The 18,999-nt window shown below is 63.1% G+C and carries 17 protein-coding genes; 11 read left to right on the top strand and 6 right to left on the bottom strand.

Annotated elements, in window-relative coordinates:
- Positions 1-80 precede the first annotated feature (80 nt).
- From S2M10_RS12595 to S2M10_RS12610, 4 genes are all read right to left on the bottom strand, one after another.
- Positions 81-3,050, bottom strand: a complete 2,970-nt coding sequence (locus S2M10_RS12595) for a Tn3 family transposase (RefSeq protein WP_061780289.1) — start codon at positions 3,048-3,050, stop codon at positions 81-83.
- A gap of 91 nt (positions 3,051-3,141) precedes the next feature.
- Positions 3,142-4,560 carry a mercury(II) reductase gene (gene merA / locus S2M10_RS12600; RefSeq protein ID WP_211091029.1) on the bottom strand — a complete coding sequence of 473 codons (1,419 nt, stop codon included), beginning with the start codon at positions 4,558-4,560 and terminating at the stop codon, positions 3,142-3,144.
- A 37-nt stretch (positions 4,561-4,597) separates the two neighbouring features.
- Positions 4,598-4,927, bottom strand: a complete 330-nt coding sequence (locus S2M10_RS12605) for a heavy metal-associated domain-containing protein (protein WP_082052513.1) — start codon at positions 4,925-4,927, stop codon at positions 4,598-4,600.
- Between the two features lie 12 nt (positions 4,928-4,939).
- Positions 4,940-5,335, bottom strand: a complete 396-nt coding sequence (locus S2M10_RS12610; RefSeq protein WP_014072602.1) for a mercuric transporter MerT family protein — start codon at positions 5,333-5,335, stop codon at positions 4,940-4,942.
- A 76-nt stretch (positions 5,336-5,411) separates the two neighbouring features.
- On the opposite strand from S2M10_RS12610, the gene S2M10_RS12615 reads away from it, so the two are divergent.
- A complete protein-coding gene (locus S2M10_RS12615; protein WP_014072603.1) occupies positions 5,412-5,834 on the top strand; it encodes a helix-turn-helix domain-containing protein in 423 nt (140 codons plus the stop codon).
- 170 nt (positions 5,835-6,004) lie between these two features.
- Positions 6,005-6,565 carry a recombinase family protein gene (locus S2M10_RS12620; protein ID WP_004213255.1) on the top strand — a complete coding sequence of 187 codons (561 nt, stop codon included), beginning with the start codon at positions 6,005-6,007 and terminating at the stop codon, positions 6,563-6,565.
- A gap of 337 nt (positions 6,566-6,902) precedes the next feature.
- On the opposite strand, the gene S2M10_RS23125 is transcribed toward S2M10_RS12620, so the two are convergent.
- On the bottom strand, positions 6,903-7,457 hold the full coding sequence (locus S2M10_RS23125) for a helix-turn-helix domain-containing protein (RefSeq protein ID WP_126053488.1): 555 nt from the start codon (positions 7,455-7,457) through the stop codon (positions 6,903-6,905).
- 288 nt (positions 7,458-7,745) lie between these two features.
- Between S2M10_RS23125 and S2M10_RS12630 the strand changes: the two genes are divergently transcribed.
- Complete coding sequence (locus S2M10_RS12630) at positions 7,746-8,705, top strand: Abi family protein (RefSeq protein WP_042469203.1); 960 nt, start codon at positions 7,746-7,748, stop codon at positions 8,703-8,705.
- A gap of 61 nt (positions 8,706-8,766) precedes the next feature.
- Here the strand turns inward: S2M10_RS12630 and S2M10_RS12635 are convergent, their stop codons facing one another.
- Positions 8,767-9,036, bottom strand: a complete 270-nt coding sequence (locus S2M10_RS12635) for a metal-sensing transcriptional repressor (RefSeq protein ID WP_042469202.1) — start codon at positions 9,034-9,036, stop codon at positions 8,767-8,769.
- A gap of 86 nt (positions 9,037-9,122) precedes the next feature.
- On the opposite strand from S2M10_RS12635, the gene S2M10_RS12640 reads away from it, so the two are divergent.
- From S2M10_RS12640 to S2M10_RS12675, 8 genes are all read left to right on the top strand, one after another.
- A complete protein-coding gene (locus tag S2M10_RS12640) occupies positions 9,123-10,448 on the top strand; it encodes an MFS transporter (protein ID WP_061780291.1) in 1,326 nt (441 codons plus the stop codon).
- 41 nt (positions 10,449-10,489) lie between these two features.
- Complete coding sequence (locus S2M10_RS12645) at positions 10,490-10,864, top strand: hypothetical protein (RefSeq protein ID WP_061780292.1); 375 nt, start codon at positions 10,490-10,492, stop codon at positions 10,862-10,864.
- Positions 10,865-10,917: 53 nt separating this feature from the next.
- Positions 10,918-12,177, top strand: coding sequence for a TolC family protein (locus S2M10_RS12650; RefSeq protein WP_042469198.1), 1,260 nt, complete (start codon positions 10,918-10,920; stop codon positions 12,175-12,177).
- Positions 12,174-13,328, top strand: a complete 1,155-nt coding sequence (locus S2M10_RS12655) for an efflux RND transporter periplasmic adaptor subunit (protein ID WP_042469196.1) — start codon at positions 12,174-12,176, stop codon at positions 13,326-13,328. Before S2M10_RS12650 ends, S2M10_RS12655 begins: the two co-directional genes overlap by 4 nt.
- Complete coding sequence (locus tag S2M10_RS12660; RefSeq protein WP_042469194.1) at positions 13,325-16,558, top strand: CusA/CzcA family heavy metal efflux RND transporter; 3,234 nt, start codon at positions 13,325-13,327, stop codon at positions 16,556-16,558. The genes S2M10_RS12655 and S2M10_RS12660 overlap by 4 nt, the downstream gene beginning before the upstream one ends.
- 107 nt (positions 16,559-16,665) lie before the next feature.
- Positions 16,666-17,313 (top strand): HupE/UreJ family protein, encoded by a 648-nt coding sequence (locus S2M10_RS12665; protein WP_042469303.1) that lies wholly within the window; start codon positions 16,666-16,668, stop codon positions 17,311-17,313.
- Positions 17,313-17,915 (top strand): hypothetical protein, encoded by a 603-nt coding sequence (locus tag S2M10_RS12670; protein ID WP_042469192.1) that lies wholly within the window; start codon positions 17,313-17,315, stop codon positions 17,913-17,915. Before S2M10_RS12665 ends, S2M10_RS12670 begins: the two co-directional genes overlap by 1 nt.
- Before the next feature lie 44 nt (positions 17,916-17,959).
- A complete protein-coding gene (locus tag S2M10_RS12675; RefSeq protein WP_042469191.1) occupies positions 17,960-18,277 on the top strand; it encodes a DUF6488 family protein in 318 nt (105 codons plus the stop codon).
- The last annotated feature ends 722 nt before the right edge of the window (positions 18,278-18,999 follow it).

Consider the following 18,999-nt stretch of genomic DNA (forward strand, 5'->3'; position numbering starts at 1 on the left):
CGACCCTGTTGCGGCTACCAGGCGTCACCTCAAGGTTTGTTCGCCAGACAACGATTTCTCGGACATAAGCGGAACATGGGCTACGCTACACGCTTCAAACGCGCCATTGGCTCGTTGAGTGGGTGGAATTCACCTGCTGGAAGTCGCCTGGCCTGCTCCCAGAGGTAATCGCCGGTCAGACTGATGTGCGCCCAGCCCATCGGAGAAAGGTGCGCAAGCAGTGCCGCATCGAACGTCGTGCCGACAGCGTTGAGGTGCTGGGCGGCCCGGTCGAGATAGACCGTGTTCCAGTAGGAAATCGCCGCAATCAGCAGGTTCAGCCCAGATGCGCGAAATTCCTGATTTTCCAGCGAGCGATCGGTGAACCGACCCTGCCGGTTGGTATAGATGGCGGCGGCAAGCGTGTGCCTCGCCTCGCCTTTGTTGAGACCGGCCTGACAGGCACGTCGCAGTTCCGGTTGTTCAAGCCAATCGAGCGTGAACAAAGTGCGCTCGATACGGCCCAGTTCAGCCAATGCAAAATCCAGCCTGTTCTGGCGTTTGTAGGCGGCAAGTTTTCGCAAGATTACTGACGGCGCCACCGTGCCATCCTTGATTGAGGCGACAATCCTGACGATGTCATCCCAATCGGCCTCGATCGCTGCCGTTTTGATGGTGCGGCCCATCAGATTTTTGATGCCCTTGTATGTCGATGGCGCAGCGATCGAACCCAGCTTGCGGTCGCCAATATCGCGCAGCCGGGGCGCGAAGCGGAACCCGAGTAGGTGGCAGAGTGCGAAAACATGATCGGTGGCGCCGCCGGTATCGGTATAGTGCTCATGCAACGGAAGGTTGCCGGCGCCCAGGACAAGCCCGTCGAGCACGTAAGGCGCTTCACCTGCCGTCGCGGACATGATCCGTGATCCGAATGATGCGAAGTGATCGGAAAGGTGAGAATAGATTTTCACGCCAGGTTCGGCGCCATATTTGGCATTGACGTCCGCCGCCCCTGAACGGCTCCGCCCCGACCGGAAGAACTGGCCATCGGACGACGAACTGGTGCCAGCGCCCCAATGCCGCGCGAAGGGTAATTCGTGATGGGCTGAGATGATCATGGCCAGCGCGGCCTGATAGTTCTCGGGTGAAAGATACCAGTTGTGGGTCCATGCGAGTTGGGCATAGCTGACGCCTTCGCTGGCATTGGCCATCCGCTCCAGCCCGAGGTTGGTGCCATCAGCCAGAATTGCGGCGAGTACCGTGCTGGGGTTGTCGTGCTCCTTGCCTGAGCGCAGGTCACGGAATGCGTTCAAAAAACCAGTGCGTTCGGCGACTTCAAGCAGCAGCTCGGTGATGCGCACGCGGGGAAGCAGGGTATCGAGCTTGCGATCGAGGGCTTCAGCTTCCGGTGGGGTGACAGGCGGCATTTGCTGAAGCTTGAGCCGGTCTCGTTCGAGCGACACTCCCTCAAGCTTGTTTGTTTTCAACTGCTTGGCAAATCGGCGCAGCCGCCAGTCAAGATTTCGTGCCCGGTCAGCGAGGTAGGATGCAGCATTTGAATCGAACGGAAGCACATCCGCCACTTTGGCGGCGTCGCGCCGACCCAGCAAATAGGCATCGAAGCGCTGATAGTTGCGGGTTCCCTCGATCCATACATCACCGGCGCGCAAACGATCACGCAAGGTTGCCATGATCGCAATTTCATAACGTCGGCGGTCGATACGGCCGCTTTCGGTGATGAGACGCTTCCACTGCCGATTGGGGAATGGCAGTGGAACGCCATCGGGAAGGTCGCGCGACTTTCGTGTGTTCGCATCGCGAATGACATCGATGGCTTTGATCAGTGCCGTCCCTGTTCCAGACGCCTTGAAGGTGAAGGTGTCCAGAAATGCCGGGCTGAGACGCCGTAGCGTGGCGTAACGCTCGGTTGCCGTTACCAGTGCGTCCTCGCCGGCAAGATCAGCAAGGGCATCTACTTGGGCCTTTGCCGCAACAAGCCGGTGCCAGCCCACCGCTTCGTCAATCAATTCGAGCGGATCGCCGCCATTCTGGACAGCCTCATCAAGTGCTGTAATCGTGGCGCCAAACAGCCGCATGAGTTGCCCCACCGACTGAATACTATCTTGGTAGCGACGCTCGCGCCCACGCCGCGCGCGCGTGAACATGCCGCCGATAAGTCGGTCAAACATTTGGATCGCGGCATCGGCAAGTCTGGCCTCAAGGTCGATCACTGCGGCCGTCAACGTCGCCCGCCTGCGATTGACGCTGTAATCCGAAAGCAGGAATGCCGGTGCCACGCCGCCCTCGCGGACAAATTGGGCAAAGCGGAATTCCGGAATGGCGCCCCCAACTACCGGGTGGATACCTATGCCGCGAACATAGCGCAGGCGCTCAAGCAAGCCATTGATATTGGCCGCAGTCGGGGCTTCTTCGAAATTACGCAACCACGCCAGCGGTGTCATGCCGAAATCCGGGTTGTTGATTACGAGTTCGTCTAGCCGTGTCAGTTCAGCAGAGCTGAGGCCTTCGACGATTGCGGCTGCGGCAGCTTTGCGTGCGCGTGCCCGGCCAGCAAGACCGGCGCGTTCCAGTGTGTCGCCCGACGGAAGAATGAACCGCTCACCCTTCAGGCCAACCATGAGGGCGCGAACAATCGGTTCACCTCTGTCTGTATACTCGGCGGCTTGCGCGGCAAGATTCAGGGCAAGTGCCAGGTCGCCGCGTCGAAACGGGCGTATGCCAAGATAACGCGCCACGAGATCGGCATGATCGGTACGGGTTTGCGCGCGCTGACCATATGCAGAGAAGGAGGAAGGATCGACGAATAACTGTGCCGCGAGGTACTGAAGAATGACGTCGGGAAGCCCGATCTCGGGTTGCAGACCAAAGCCGGGATGTCGCATCAAAGCGATTTGTGCAGCCAGACCGAGGCGATTTGCTGGACCATAGCGGCGCCCAACCAATTCAACATCTTCCGCAGAAAGGGTATAATGCCCAATGATCGCGGTTTCTTGGACAGGAGGATCGAACAGGCGCCGGCGCTCGTCTCCGGTCAGAAGTCGGCGTCGTGCCATTTTGCTCTCCCGCTGAGGCGAATAACAAAATTGACACCAAAGCGGCTTGCACTGGAGGGAGGCCATTCGTTGCCGGTTGATCCCCGAGCAATCACCCGGCGCAGCAAGACAGTTTGGCGACATCCTTATCAAACGTTTGGGCCGCCAGTTTGAGGCCTTCCACAGTGGTCAGGTAAGGAAATATCGTTGCACCCAATTCCAGGGTGGTCATGCCGTGTTTGATCGCCAGCACCAGTGTCTGGATCGAATCCGCGCCTTCGGGTGCCATGATCTGGCCGCCCAGCAAACGGTCGTTCGCCTTGTCGGCAATCAGTTTGATGAGACCCCGCGTATCGCGTGCTGCCAGTGCCCTTGGCACAGCATCGAGCGGGAGCAGCGAAACCTTGATGTCCAGGCCTTGCGCCCGTGCTGTCGTTTCAGTGAGGCCGGCGCTGGCGACTTGCGGGTCGGTGAAGACGACGGATGGCATGGAGGAATTGTCGTAGCGGTATTGGTTGCCCGTCACCGCGTTGCGCGCGGCCAGTTTTGCGCCATAGGCGGCCATGTAGACGAACTGGTCCCGTCCCATTACATCGCCCGCCGCGTAAATGCCTGGAACCGACGTTTCGAGGTGGTCATCGACGACGATTCCACCATTACGGGCAAGCACTATGCCGCGCTCCTCCAGCCCAAGCCCGTCGCTATTGGGTCGGCGTCCGGTGGCGATGAGCACCTGTTCCGCCGCGACGGTGTCACAATGCCCCTCGCAGGTCAATTCGACCCCGCTCTGTGTTTGGGCGATACGCTGATAGCCGACACCTGCGCAAACCCGCACGCCCTCGGCTTCCAAATAGTTTTTCAGCGCGGCACTCACTTCCGGGTCCATTTCGGGGAGCAGGCGGCTTCGGCAGCAGATGGTGACATCAACGCCCAGACGCGAAAACATCTGTCCCAGTTCTACCCCGATCACCCCGCCACCGATCACCAGCAGCGATTTGGGCAAGCGATCCAGCGCCAGCGCCGATGTGCTGGTTAGGTAGGGCACGCTGTCCATCCCCGGAATCGGCGGCACGGCGGCGTGCGCACCCATCGCCAATATGACCTTGCCGACCTTCATGGGCGCATCGCCGACAATCAGCGCACCATCGGCAAAGCGTGCCTTGCCCTCGATATAGCTCACACCGTCATAGGCGGGCAGCAGATCGACATATTTTTTTTGGCGCAGCGTCGTGACAAGATCGTCCTTCGACGCCGCCAATACGGACCAGTCATCCATCTGGACAGCGCCCCCAAGGCCGGGAAAGCGCGCGGCGGCAAGCCCACCATGCACCGCTTCGGCGGCGCGGATCAGCGTCTTGGAAGGAACGCAGCCAACATTGACACAGGTGCCGCCAATCGTGCCGTGACCGACGAGCGCCACTTTCGCGCCCAGATCGGCAGCGGCGATCGCGGCGGAGAACCCGGCAGAACCCGCGCCGATGACGGCCACGTCAAATCCTTCCTGCCCGGGGCGGTTGCAACAGTCGTTCATTGCTTATCGCTTTCTTGAGGCGCTGGCGGCGCCCCGCTCAGTTTTGAATAGCGCGCGCCGGATAACCCGCGTTGGTTGATGCAGCGGCAATCGCAGCAGCATTGGTGCGGCGCGGGTCATAGGTTGCGCGCGCGGTCTTGGCTGCGAAATCGACCGTGACCGCCGTTACCCCGGCGACGCCTTCCATCGCCTTCTTCACGGTGATCGGGCAGGTGGCGCAGGTCATGTTCTCTATGGCAAAGGTGGTTTGCTTCTGAGCGGTTGCGGTAGCCGCGGGGCGATCTTGCGCCGTGCCACTAACTGCATAGGCGACCCCGCCGCCAGCCATAGCCAGCACGGCCATAGCGATACATACTGTCTTTTTCATGGGTATTTCCTTTCAATAGAACCAGGGTGCCCACCAGTCGATGGTGAGCGCCAGGATGGCGACGGCAAGGCCCAGCCACAGCACCGCCTTGGTGGTCCAAGCCGATTGTGGACGAGCGCAGTAGGAACCGTCTTCACAGGGCGGTTTCGGCTTGAAATAGACATGCCAGAAGCCGTAGCCGAGCAGCGCGAGCGTTACGCCTGCGACATAGGGCTTGTAAGGTTCGAGCGCCGTCAGGTTGGCGATCCACGCGCCGGAAATTCCGAGCATAACCAACAGTAGCGGGACGACGCAGCAAGCCGAGGCGAGCCCCGCGCCGATCAATGCGCCCGCCGCAACCCAGTTTGCCTGCTTCGGCTCGTGGTTTTCGGTGAGGGCTGGCTGTCCCGCTTCCGGCGTTGAGACCATGGCTTGAATCCCTTGTTCCAACTGAGTGATTCGCAGTGTAGGCTCTGTAGCCACTACAGACTCAAGAGGTATTTTCATGGAGCAACAGGTCGGCATCTTGCGTGCCCAGCTTGCCCGGAAAACAGGCTGCAATCTCGAAACCATCCGCTATTACGAGAAGGTGGGATTGCTGCCGGGGCCGCCTCGCAGTTCCAACGGCTACCGCGTCTATTCGCCGGAACTGGTGCAAAGGTTGCAGTTCATCCTGCGCGCGCGCGACCTTGGCTATGCAATGGATGAGATACGGTCATTGTTGTCGCTCACCGATACCGGTGCACAAACCTGCGCGGAGGTTATGGCGAGAACCGAACTCCACCTTGAAGATGTCCGCCGCCGCATTGCAGATTTGCAGAAGATAGAGGTGACGCTGGCGACCACGTTAGCCAGATGCACTGGAGATGACGTTGCCGAATGTCCCATCCTGGAAGCACTCCAGTTTTTACCCCATCAAGGCAATTGACGCCATCTTTGAGGGATTTGATTTTGTGATGTCAGCTTGGAGTATAGCCTAACCGGACGTCAGGGCGCTACCGCGGTTTCTGTCAGATTAGGGTACTAAACGGAATTTGTTGACGAATGTCGTTGCGTATCATAGATTTCAACCTGACATTTTGATGGAGAGAGTGCGCAGTGAAGGGGCAACGGATCGGCTATGTCCGGGTCAGCACGTTCGATCAGAATGTGGATCGCCAATTGGAAGGTCAGTCGCTCGATCGGACCTTCACCGACAAGGCATCGGGCAAGGACGTCAACCGCCCCCAGCTTGAGGCTCTGCTCACTTTCGCCCGCGAAGGCGATACCGTCGTCGTCCACAGCATGGATCGGTTGGCCCGCAATCTGGATGACCTGCGCAAGCTGGTCCAGGGCCTCACCAAGCGAGGTATCCGGATCGAGTTTGAGAAGGAAAGCCTGTCCTTCTCGGGGGAGGACTCCCCGATGGCCAATCTGATGCTCTCGGTCATGGGTGCGTTTGCTGAGTTCGAGCGCGCCCTGATCCGCGAACGGCAACGCGAAGGCATTGCGATCGCTCGGCAGCGCGGCGCCTATCGGGGGCGGAAACGGTCGCTCTCGGATGAGATGATTGCCGATCTGCACCGCCGCGTTGCCGCCGGTGAACGCAAGGCGACCATCGCGCGCGACATGGGCATCAGCCGCGAAACCCTCTACCAGTACCTTCGCGCCGCTGCCTGACACCAATGTTCACATTATGTCCGGAAAATCGTTGTTCAGCGTACAAAGCTTGAGGTGACGCCCGATAGTCCCCGGCATAGGCCACGATGACATGGTTGAGCTTGCCGCATGAAGGGCAGGTCGATTGGCGTGTCTCTTCGGTATAGCTCATGAGCTTCCCCGGGGTTTGGGGTCAGCGCCCCGCTGTGCTAAATCAGCGAGCGTAGGGATTGGCGGCGTCATTACCCCTTTTGGAAGGGGGCCATGCTTCTGCCCGAAGCGCCAATCCCTACGTTCCGAACCGGCCTTGGACTGACCGGCCCCACACGCCGCTTTCGCGGCGCGCGATCCTTGAAACCTATGCCGTTTTCGTCTCAGCCTTCGCGCGTCGGCGCTTGTTCTGATCCGTCACCTTCTCGAACTCCGGCGCGATCGTCTCCAGCTTGGCGATCAGTCCGGACAGATCGTAGCCATTGCTGTCCTGGCCCTTGTGCCGCTTGAAGCGCTCGACCCGTTTGATGAAACCCTTCGTCTCCAACGCGGTCAGGTGCCGCTGAACCGTCCGTGCGTCCTTGCCCATACGGCGGGCGATCGTGTCCTTGGCAGGATGCGGATCGTGATCGGCCGACCACCAATGGCTGATGAGCTGAAGCAGCACGTTCAACTCGTCAGGCTTCAGACCCATCTTGGCCTGGCCCCACAACAGGATCGACGGGATCATGCTGTAGCCACGCGACAGGACGGCATCCGGCCACTTGTCCTTCCGCTTCTTCGGCTTCGCCACCGCCGCGATCGAAAAGACGTTCGATCCTGCCTCCTTTGTGGTATCGTCGGGTTGCTTGCTCATGATGGTGGAAATAGCACATTCGCGCACCATTTCCAGAGGGGGTGGGGAGACAAAAACGTCGCCCACTCGGAGACATTGTTGTCCCTAGTGAGGGAGGCACCAATGTCTCACGAAGCACAGTGAGCCCGTAAACACGATACCGTGTAATCAGGATAAGGAAGCATATAGGGCGGAGACAGATTTGCCTCCCCCAAAATTTGTCGGAGCGCGTTTGCCTCGCCCGAGCGGTCACGCGGCGACCCGCCGTCAATTTTTAATTGAATCCTCAGACCCGAACATCTAGATAGAGGACAACATGGCCGTCCCCGCTGTTGCCTATGGCATCAAGGGGCGGCCTTCTTCATATCTGGGGCGATGCTTCCGCCCTACGCCAAACCCCATCTCAGCTTCGCCGACCAGCTCGCCCTCCTTGAAGGCCGCGGTTTGGGCGTCACCGACCAAGCCAAAGCCATCCGCCATCTTGAGCGAATCGGCTACGGTCGCCTGTCGCCCTATTGGCAACCGCTGCAAGAGCGCATCCCCGATCCCGACGATGCCACGCGCACCATTCGCACCGACCAGTTTCAAGCCGGTGCCGAGTTTCGCCATGCCGTCGATCTCTATCTCTTCGACAAGCAGCTCCGCTTGCTCTTCCTCGATGCCATCGAACGGATCGAAGTCGCGCTGCGCGTCGATCTCGCCCATGCGCTCGGGAATCGTGACCTGTTCGCCCATCGATCGGTCGCCTACCTCGATCCCAATCGTGCGAACGCTAATTTTAAAGGCACGACCCGGCACCTGAGCTGGTTGGCGAAGGCGGACGATTCCGTCGACCGCTGTAAAGACGATTGGGTGTCGGAGTTCTACAATACCTACACGCCGCCAATGCCGATCTGGATGGCTGTCGAGGCATGGGATTTTGGAACGCTATCCTGGCTGCTCGAAATGGCGCATCCCAACGACCGTTTCGCCATCGCAAAACGCTATAATCTGCTCCCCGACACGCTGGTGAGCTGGATCAAGAGCCTTGCCTTCGTGCGCAACATCAGCGCGCATCATTCCCGGCTGTGGAATACCGGCATCATCAACCAGCCCCAGGTGCCCAAAGCGTTCGAGGCGCCGCGCATGGTCCATATCGGCAACGACGTCGTGCAGCGGAACCGTGTCTATGGCGCGGCGGCAGTTGCCTCCTATCTCGCCAAGCGGATCAATCCGGGCACATCGTGGAGTGGCCGGATGAAAGCACATTGGCTTTCCTTCCCCGAAATGCCATTCGCCAGCGCCGCGCAGGGCGGGTTTCTCGAAGGCTGGGATCAGGAAGCGATCTGGGCCTAATGCGCCCGGTAGCGGTCTTCAGGAGGTGTGCCACGTGGCACACCCCTCGCCGCGCGGCGCATCACCAGTATTTTGAGATCGCGCGGAACTGCTCCACCGCCGCCTTGGTCCCCTCACCTTCTTCGGCATGGACTAGGCAATGGTCGATATGATCGTTGATGAGCGCGCGCTTGGCGCTGGCGATGGCGTTTTCGACCGCTTGAAGCTGTTGCGCAATATCGACGCAGGGGCGCTCCTCTTCGATCATGCCGACGATGCTACGCAGATGACCAGCGACGCGGTTGAGCCGTTTGACGATTGCGGGGTGGCTGGTGTGAGCGTGATGGGCCATCCCCTTATTTAGTGCGCGTGAGGGGCTGCTGTCGAGTATCCCCCAGGGGGGATAGACTCGATCCCCCGGGGGGATATAGCGCGATCATGCTCAGTGTCCTCGCCAACCGCACGTATCGGCACCTTTTCCTCGCGCAGATCATCGCGCTTGTAGGAACGGGACTGGCGACGGTCGCGCTCGGCTTGCTCGCTTACGACATAGCTGGCGGCAGTGCCGGGGCGGTGCTGGGGACTGCGCTTGCGATTAAGATGGTCGCCTATATCGGCGTCGCGCCGATCGCCGGCGCGTTCGCCAATCGCGTGCCACGCCGTGCCTTGCTGGTCGGAATGGACGTGATCCGCGCCGGTGTCGCCATTTGCCTGCCGTTCGTGAACCAAGTCTGGCAGGTCTATATCTTGATCTTCGTCCTGCAATCGGCATCGGCCGCGTTCACGCCAACCTTTCAGGCTACGATCCCGGACGTCCTCCCGGAGGAACGCGACTATACCCGCGCGCTGTCCCTGTCCCGCCTCGCCTATGACATGGAGAGCCTGACGAGCCCGATCCTCGCGGCCGGTCTTTTGACGGTGATGAGCTACCACTGGCTGTTCTCGGGCACCGCGATAGGCTTTGTCGCGTCGGCGCTGCTGGTCGTATCGACCGTCCTGCCCCGACCGGCGCCGGTTGAGGCCGAGGGCGGCATCTACGACAAGACGACGCGGGGCACGCGTATATACCTCGCGACGCCTCGCCTGCGCGGATTGCTGGCGCTGACCCTCACCGCTGCCGCCGCGAGCGCAATGGTGATCGTCAACACCGTCGTTATCGTGAAAGGCATGGGCCTAAGCCAGCGCGACGTCGCGTTGACCCTCGCCGCCTTCGGGGGCGGCTCGATCACCGCTGCGCTGACCCTGCCTCGTATCCTCGATCGGATTGCGGATCGGACCGTCATGCTGGTCGCCGCCGCTATCCTGACGTTGGCGCTCGCGGCCCTCGCCGCGATCACCGCCATCATGCAGCCAGGCCCGGCCTACTGGCATGTCCTGCTCGGCGGATGGTTGGTGCTGGGCGTCGCCTATTCAGCGAGCGTCACGCCATCGGGACGGCTGCTACGTCGGTCGGCGAACGCCGATGATCGCCCCGCATTGTTCGCGGCACAATTCGCACTCAGCCACGTCTGCTGGCTGGTCTGCTATCCGCTCGTCGGCCAGCTCGGCGCTCGCGTCGGAATGGAGGCGGCGTTCGGTGCGATGGCCGTTCTTGCTGCGATCGGCACCCTCGTCGCCGTCCGTATATGGCCCGCGAACGACCCCGACGTGATCGCGCATGAACATAGCGACCTCGCCGCCGATGATCCGCATCTCGCGGTCCACAGCCACGGCGAACATCCCTATGTGATCGACCGTCGCCATCCAAAATGGCCGGGTAAGTGATTTCCTTGCCCCGTTCCCAACGTCCGCCTACGCTGCGCACGATGGCGATGCGTCGTTCCTCTTCCGCGCTGTTCGGAGCCGTGCTGGCGCTCGTCGCCATGCTCGGCCTCGTCGCGGCGTCGTCGTGGCACAGCGCGATGGTCCATGACCATGTGCCCGTGCAAGTCGCCGCCGTCGACCATGACCATGACCATGCGGCTGCGGCCGAGCATAACGATCACGCTCCCGCCAAGCAGACTGGCGGCGACAGTCCGGTGCATGTTCTCGCTCATGCCGCTGGTCATTGGGTCGCCTTCGACGGGCCGACGACTGCGAAAGTGCCGGCGATCGTCGCCGCTCGCGCGTGGTCGATCCTCACCACATCGCTGGCGAGCGGTATCGATCCTTCCAAGCTCCTGCGCCCTCCCCGCGGATGAGTCTCGCCGGCGCGTGACGCGCCGACAGACTTACCCCTGGAGGATTATGGATTATGAACGGCAGTTATCGCCGGCAGCGCGTGCTTGCGCTGGCCGGCACGCTCGCGGCGCTATGGCCCGCGGGTGCAGCGTGGTCGCAGACCGCGCCCCCTTTCGCACAGCTTCTGAACCAGACGCGCGATGTGCCCCGCGTCACGGTCTTGGAAGCCGACGTCGCCCGCGCGCGGGGCCTTGCCGAGCAAGCTCGCGCGCGGCCTAACCCGTCGATCAACGTCTATGCCGAAAATTTCGCGGGCGACCTCGATCGCAACGCGCGCAACCAGCAGCAAACGACGTTCCAGATCGATCAGCCCATCGAGCTGGGTGGCAAGCGATCAGCCCGGATCGCCGCCGGTGAAGCCGGCATCGTCGCGGCGCAGGCGCGCAATCGCGATGGTCGCCTTGTCTATGCGACCGAGCTGGCACGCGCCTATGCCGGCGCCGAGATCGCCGATCGGCGCATCGCTATTGCCGAGGACGAAGTTGAGGAGGCGACCGACGACCTGAAGGTGGCCCGCGCCTTGGTCGGCGCTGGCAAGGAAGCCCGCCTCCGGCAGGTGCAGGCTGAAACAGAACTCAACACGCTTCAGGCCGACCTCGAAAACGCGCGCGCCCTCAAGACGGCCGCGCTGGCACGCCTGTCCGCGCTGGCCGGTATTACAACCCCCTTCACCGGCCTGTCGGAATCACTCTTGGATCGGCTCGACGCCAAGCCGGCGTTCGGCCCCATCGACCCTATGCAGGCGACGATGGTGCGCGTTGCAGAAGCCGAACGGGACGCCGCAGCGCGAGCGGTGACGGTGCAACAGCGCCTCGCCATCCCCAACGTCACCGCGCAGCTCGGCGTGCGCCAGCTTCGCGTCGCGAGCGGCCCCGCCGTCGTTGCCGGCATATCCGTCCCGCTGCCCCTCTTCGATCGCAACCGGGGCAACATCTCGGCGGCACGTGCCGAACTGCAAGGTGCCGAGGCGCGTGCCGCAGCAGCCCGGCTCGAAGCCGAGGCGGGGACACGCGCTGGTCTCGCACTGGTAGAGGCAGCCGACGCTCGCGCCGCTGCCGCGCAGCGGACGTTGGCGACCGCCCAAGAGGGCTATCGCCTCGCTCGCGTGGCCTACGAGGCGGGCAAAAGCCCGCTGATCGAACTCCTTGCCGCGCGTCACAATCTCGGGGTCGCCCGTGGCGTCATCCTCGACGCCGCCGCAGCGCGCCTCGACGCTCGCGCCAATCTGGCCCGTCTGCAGGGCCTCACCATCACCGGAGAAGCGGTGCAATGACCGATAAAAATCGTCTCTACACCGGCGCCGCCATTGGCCTGGTCGCTGCCGCTGCGCTTGGGTTCGGCGCTGCGCGCCTCACCCAATCGTCCACCCCCGCCCCTGCCCCTACGGAAGCCGCAGCGCCAGCAAAGCCGTCGAACACGGTCGCGATGACGCAACAGGCGCTTTCAGCATCGCAAATCACTGTAGCCCCGGCGGCATCCGGCGAGCTGGACGCCGCGATCCTTGCCTCCGCCACGGTCGAGGCGACGCCCGACGCCGAGGCGGTGCTGACCGCGCGCGCGCCAGGCACGGTCAGCCGTATCATGGTCCGCATCGGCGATCCGGTTCGCGCCGGCCAGACCCTTGCATTGGTCGAGAGCCGCGACGCTTCACAAATCGCAGCCGACCGCTCGGCCGCATCCGCGCGCGTCACCCTCGCCGCGCGTCAGCTCGAACGAGAGCGCGGTTTGCTCGCGCAGGGTGTGACACCCCGCGCCGACTATGAATCGGCACAGGCCAACCTTGCCGTCGCCCAGGCCGACGCTCGCCGGGCTAGCGCCGCCGCGGGCGCGGCTCGCGTGTCGGGCGACGGTCGATCGGTTGCGGTCGTCAGCCCCGTTTCGGGGCGCGTTACCAATGCCGGTGCCAATCTCGGCCAGTTCGTCGCGGCTGAAACCGAGCTGTTCCGCGTCGCCGATCCGAGCCGGCTTCAGATTACCGCAAGCGTCCCGCCTGCCGATGCTGGCCGTGTCCGAGAAGGCGACAGGGTAGAGCTGACCACCACAGACGGTCGCACGATAGAAGGGCGGGTGCGTTCGGCGACCGGCGTCGTCGATCCGCAATCGCGGACCGCGACGGTCGTCGTCACGCCGACCGCCGGCGGCAGCACGCTTGCCCCGGGCCAGCTTGTTCAGGCTCGCATCCTCGCCAGTGGCGGGGCCGCAAAGAGCGGCGTGATGGTGCCGCAAGACGCGGTGCAGACGCTTGGCAGCGACAGCGTGGTGTTCGTCCGCACCGGCCAGGGCTTCCGCGCGCAGCCGGTTCAGATCGGCAGCCGATCGGGCGGGATGGTGGCGATCACCGGCGGCCTTGCCGCCGGCACGCAGATCGCCACCACCAACGCTTTCCTTCTCAAGGCCGAGATCGAGAAGGAGTCGGCGGAATGATCGGCCGCATCCTCTCCCTTTCGGTCCGGATGCGATGGCTTGTCGCCTTCCTGACCCTCGTCGTCATCGGCTTCGGCCTCTGGCAGATCACCAAGCTGCCGATCGACGCCGTGCCCGACGTCACCAACCGGCAGGTCCAGATCAGCACCTTCGCGCCGACGCTGGGGCCGGTCGACATCGAGAAGCAGGTGACGTTCCCGGTGGAGACGGCGCTTGCCGGAATACCAGGGCTTGAGATGACCCGCTCCATCTCACGCAATGGCTTCAGCCAGGTGACAGCGGTCTTTACCGACCGCACCGATATTTACTTTGCGCGCCAGCAGGTGACGGAACGGCTCGCACAGTCGCGCGACAGCCTTCCCGCCAACGCGCAGCCGATCCTCGCGCCGCTCAGCACCGGGCTTGGCGAGATCTTCTTCTATTCGGTCGCCTTCCGCCATCCCGACGGCAAGGGCCTGAAGACGGTCGACGGCAAACCGGGCTGGCAGTCGGACGGCAGCTACCTCACCCCCGAGGGCGAGCGGCTGACCACCGAACTGGCGAAGGCCGCCTATCTCCGCACGGTGCAGGACTGGATCATCCGCCCGCAGATGCGGGCGGTGCGCGGCGTCGCCGGCGTCGATTCCAACGGCGGCTATGTGAAGCAATATCTGATCGAGCCGAACCTCAACGCGCTCGCCAGCTATGGATTGTCCGTCACGGAGCTGGCGGATGCGATGGAGCGGGCCAACCTCTCCGCCGGGTCGAACTATGTCCGCCGCGCTGGCGAGAGCTTCCTTGTCCGCGCCGATGCTCGTCTGAAGTCGATCGAAGACATTCAGGAAGCCGTCGTCGCGACCCGCAACGGCGTCCCCGTTCGCGTCAAGGACGTGGGCCAGGTGGTGATCGGCGGTGCGGTCCGCACCGGCTCCGGCAGTCGCATGGGATCGGAAGCGGTCATCTCGACCGTGCTGATGCTGGTAGGCGACAACAGCCGCATCGTCGCGACAGACGCCGCCGAGAAGCTGACGCAGATCAACAAGGCGCTGCCGCCCGACGTGTTCGCCGAGCCGGTCTATAACCGCTCAAAGCTCGTCAACGCGACGATCGCGACGGTGGAAAAGAACCTGACCGAAGGCGCGCTGCTCGTCATCGTCGTGCTGTTCCTGCTGCTCGGCAACATCCGCGCTGCGCTCATCACCGCCGCAGTCATCCCGATTACCATGTTGATGACGGCCGCAGGAATGAACGGGCTGGGCGTGTCGGGCAATCTGATGAGCCTCGGCGCGCTCGATTTCGGGTTGATCGTCGACGGCGCCGTCATCATCGTCGAGAACGCGCTTCGCCGCCTCGCCGAACGCCAGGAGCATGAAGGCCGGCTTCTCACCCGCGAAGAGCGGATGGAGGAAACGACGCTCGCGGCCAAGGAGATGGTGCGGCCGACCGTTTATGGTCAGCTCATCATCTTCCTCGTCTTCGTGCCGCTGCTCACCTTCCAGGGCGTTGAGGGCAAGACGTTCGCGCCGATGGCGATCACGTTGATGGTGGCGCTCGCCTCTGCTTTCGTCCTGTCGCTTACCTTCGTTCCCGCGATGATCGCGATCGTCGTCAAGGGCCGGGTCAGTGAGACGGAAGTGAAGCCGATCCGCTGGTTCAAGGAACGCTACGCCCCCGTGCTGGGCCGGGCTGTCGCCCGCCCGATGCCCTTCATCCTGGGCGGTGTCGGCGTGTTCGTCGCGGCCGTGCTGAGCTTTGGCTTCCTCGGCGAGGAGTTCATGCCGCAGCTCGACGAGAAGGACATAACCGTCACCAACTTCCGCGTGCCATCTGCGTCGATCGACCAATCGACGCAGATGCAGCTCCAGATCGAGAATGCATTGAAGACGCTGCCGGAGGTGGCGCTGGTCTTCTCCAAGAACGGTAACGCCGACCTCGGCACCGATCCGATGCCACCCAATGCGTCGGATACCTACGTCATCCCCAAGCCGGAGAACGAGTGGCCGACGGAGGTGAAAAGCAAGGAGGACATTCTTCGCCGCATCGAGGAGCGGATGAAGCCGCTGATCGGCAACCGGACGGAGATCCAGCAACCGATCCAGATGCGCTTCAACGAGCTGATCGCCGGCGTTCGCGCCGACGTCGCGATCAAACTTTACGGCGACGACCTCGACGCGATGAGCGAACAGGCGAAGCGCATCGCCGCCGTCATGCGCACGATCCCCGGCGCTGGCGACGTGAGTGCCGAACAGACGTCCGGCGCGCCGACCTTCGACGTGCAGATCGACCGTCAGGCGGCGGGCCGTTACGGCCTGTCGGTCGAGGAGGTGGCGAACACCGTCTCGGCTGCGCTTGGCGGGCGTGAGGCCGGGCTGCTGTTCGAGGGCGACCGGCGGTTCGACGTCGTGGTCCGCCTGCCCGACGCGCAGCGGGACGACCTTGAGACGCTGGGGTCGATCCCGGTGATGCTGCCCGCTGCCGAAGGTCAGGTGGCGCGCTCGATCCCGCTAAGCCAGGTCGCCCGGTTCAACTACACCCAAGGGTTGAACCAGATCAGTCGTGAGAACGGCAAGCGGATGGTGGTCGTGCAGATCAACGTGCGTGGGCGCGACCTTGGCGGGTTCGTCGAGGAAGCGCAGGCGAAGATCGGCCAGATGCAGCTCCCCGCTGGCATGTATACCGAGTGGGGCGGCACCTTCGAGAGCCTGCAATCGGCTCGGCTACGCCTGCTGATCGTGGTGCCGATCTGCTTCATTGCGATCTACGCCCTGCTCTACATGGCGCTCGGCAGCTTCGTGTCGGCGGCGATCGTGTTCTCGGCGGTGCCGATGGCGCTTGCCGGGGGCGTGTTTGCGCTGCTGCTGCGCGGCATCCCCTTCTCGATCACCGCAGCGGTCGGGTTCATCGCCCTGTCGGGCGTCGCCGTCCTCAACGGCCTCGTGATGATGAGCGCGATCGGGAAGCATCGCGAGGAAGGGGCGAGCGACGATGACGCGATCGTGGACGGCGCAATGGAGCGCGTCCGCCCGGTGCTGATGACCGCGCTGGTGGCATCGCTCGGCTTCGTGCCGATGGCGCTCGCCACCGGCACAGGTGCCGAGGTGCAACGGCCGCTCGCAACCGTCGTCATCGGCGGCCTCATTACTTCGACCGCCCTGACCTTGCTGGTGCTGCCAGCGATCACCGCCCTGGCGGGCCGGTGGTCGCAACGGCGACGCCCCGACCCTGCCACCCCGACGCACGCGCTCGCGTGATGAAGCGGAGACAATTTACCGTGGAAACATCATCCAACCGCCCGTGGCGCCTCCCGCTGCACTTGAGAGGGGTGACGACGTTCCTTGCCGTCGCCACCGCGACGTTCATGGCAAGCGCCGCCTATGCACATGGGGTCGCCGAAGGCGATCAGGCATTCATCGAAACGATCAACGGACCCGCCCCTGGCGCCTTCCTCTATCTCGGCGCCAAGCACATGGTCACAGGTTACGACCATCTGCTGTTTCTGTTCGGGGTGATCTTCTTCCTCTACCGGATGAAGCAGGTTGCCGCCTACGTGACGCTGTTCGCGATCGGCCACAGCACGACGCTGATCGCCGGCGTTCTGCTCGGCACCCACGTCAGTCCCTATGCGATCGACGCGATTATCGGTCTGTCGGTGGTCTATAAGGCGCTCGACAATCTCGGTGCCTATCAGCGGTGGTTCGGCGTCCAGCCTAACGCCAAGGCCGCGGTCCTGATCTTCGGCCTGTTCCACGGCTTCGGCCTCGCGACCAAGCTCCAGGACTTCGCGCTGCCATCGAACGGCCTTTTGGTGAATCTGTTGTCGTTCAACGTCGGCGTCGAAATCGGCCAGTTACTCGCTCTGTCCGCGATCCTGATCGTCATGGGCTACTGGCGCCGCACCGCCAGCTTCCGCCGACATGCCTTTGCCGCGAACGTGGTCCTGATGACCGCGGGCTTCGTCCTTACCGGCTACCAGCTCGCCGGCCTCATTCTCGAAGGGAACGCCTGATGAAAAACGCCAATCTGCCAAACGTCGGCGATCTCCCGACGCTGCGCCAGCTCAACCGGGCAACGGCGCTTGCCTTCGGCGTCGCCGTCGCGCTGCTCGCGACGACGATCCTGCCCGCCGAATACGGCGTCGATCCGATCGGGACGGGCCGCCTGCTCGGCCTCACTCGCATGGGAGAGGTCAAGCAGGCCGAACATGCAGCCGAGACCGCCACAGTCCCGGCGACCACGGCGCCGGCTTCGCCGGCTGCAAGGTCGAGCGTGCCGGCGACCGCGCAGACGGCCGAGGTGAAGATCACGCTCCAGCCCGACGAAGGTCGCGAAGTGAAGGCAGACATGCGCGCTGGCGACCGGATCGCCTACGCCTGGTCGACCGGCGGACCGGAGGTCCGTTTCGAGCTTCACGGCGAGGAACACGACGCGCCGGCAGATAAATACACCAGCTACGAGAAAGGATCGTCCGCCGGCGAGAAGGGCGATTTCCAGGCTCCTTTCGACGGGATGCACGGATGGTATTGGCGCAACCGCACCACTGCGCCCGTGACCATCACCGTGACGGCGACCGGCACGTTCCGCAGCTTCGCTGCGAAGCCGAAATCCTGATCGTAGCGATGCACTCCACCCTTTCCACCACGAGGAGACTACCCATGAAATACGCAGTCCTAGCCGTCGCGGTATTGGCCGCAGCCCCCGCCGCCGCCCATCCCGTTCACGACGAGGAAGCGCATAGCCAAGCGCCCGCCGAGGTGGCGCGTCAGCACGTCGTTCGCATGGTGACGCAATCCAAGCTCGCCCCGAGCTGGTCCAAAGCAAAGGTCGAGGGCACCGCGCAGCGGACCGCCAACGGCGCGCGTCAGACCGTCGTGACTTTCACCAATCCCTCCGAGCCTGTCGCACGGCGCACGCTTCACGTCGTGATTGGTGCGGACGGCAAGGTTGTTTCCGCCAACCCTTCGGCGAGCTGAATAACCGGCTCGTTGCGGGACCATACCCGAGCCGGCAGCCCTTCGGGGTTGCCGGCCAACTTGGCGACGGACCCGCGAGGCGTGAGTCCGGATTAATGAGGAAGCGGAATGGTTGACGTGCGCATCTGCGCCGCCACGCTACTTATGATGACCGTTGGCTGTTCGGAGCCGTCACCAAATACTCGCGACACGTCGGAGATACACCGACCTCACTCAATGACGCGGGTCTTGGAACAGCGATACGTCACATGCGCAGACGGCAGCCGGGCCGACATTGATTTCCTCGACGACGGTTTGCGCATGGCCGTGACATGGTTGCCGTCCGGGCCGACCGAGATTCTGGCGGCGTCCAAGACAGGAGAGCCCTTCACGGGGCGTCACACGCGTGCGATCATGGCCGGAGGAACGATCGCATTCGAGCGCGGTCGCACTCTCCTACGCATCTGCCAACATCCTCACCGATGATAATGAGCGGGTCTGACGCTTCGGCGGTGAAGACGGCGAAATCCATACCATCAGGCTTGAAGACCCTGCGCGACCCTGACGGGCACGGCCCTATCGGCGCGTTCGCGCCGACCGAGCCACCGTGCCGGCGTCTCGGTAGGGTAGACGCGAGACGCCTCTTTCGAGGACGCCTCAGCGCCTCCCCCCGAACCGTGCTTGCACCTTTCAATGCACACGGCTCTCCATTCCGCTGGGCATCCGACCGCCGTGGTGAGCGA

It is taken from the genome of Sphingomonas sp. S2M10 (genome assembly GCF_012650175.1).
GTDB lineage: Bacteria > Pseudomonadota > Alphaproteobacteria > Sphingomonadales > Sphingomonadaceae > Sphingomonas.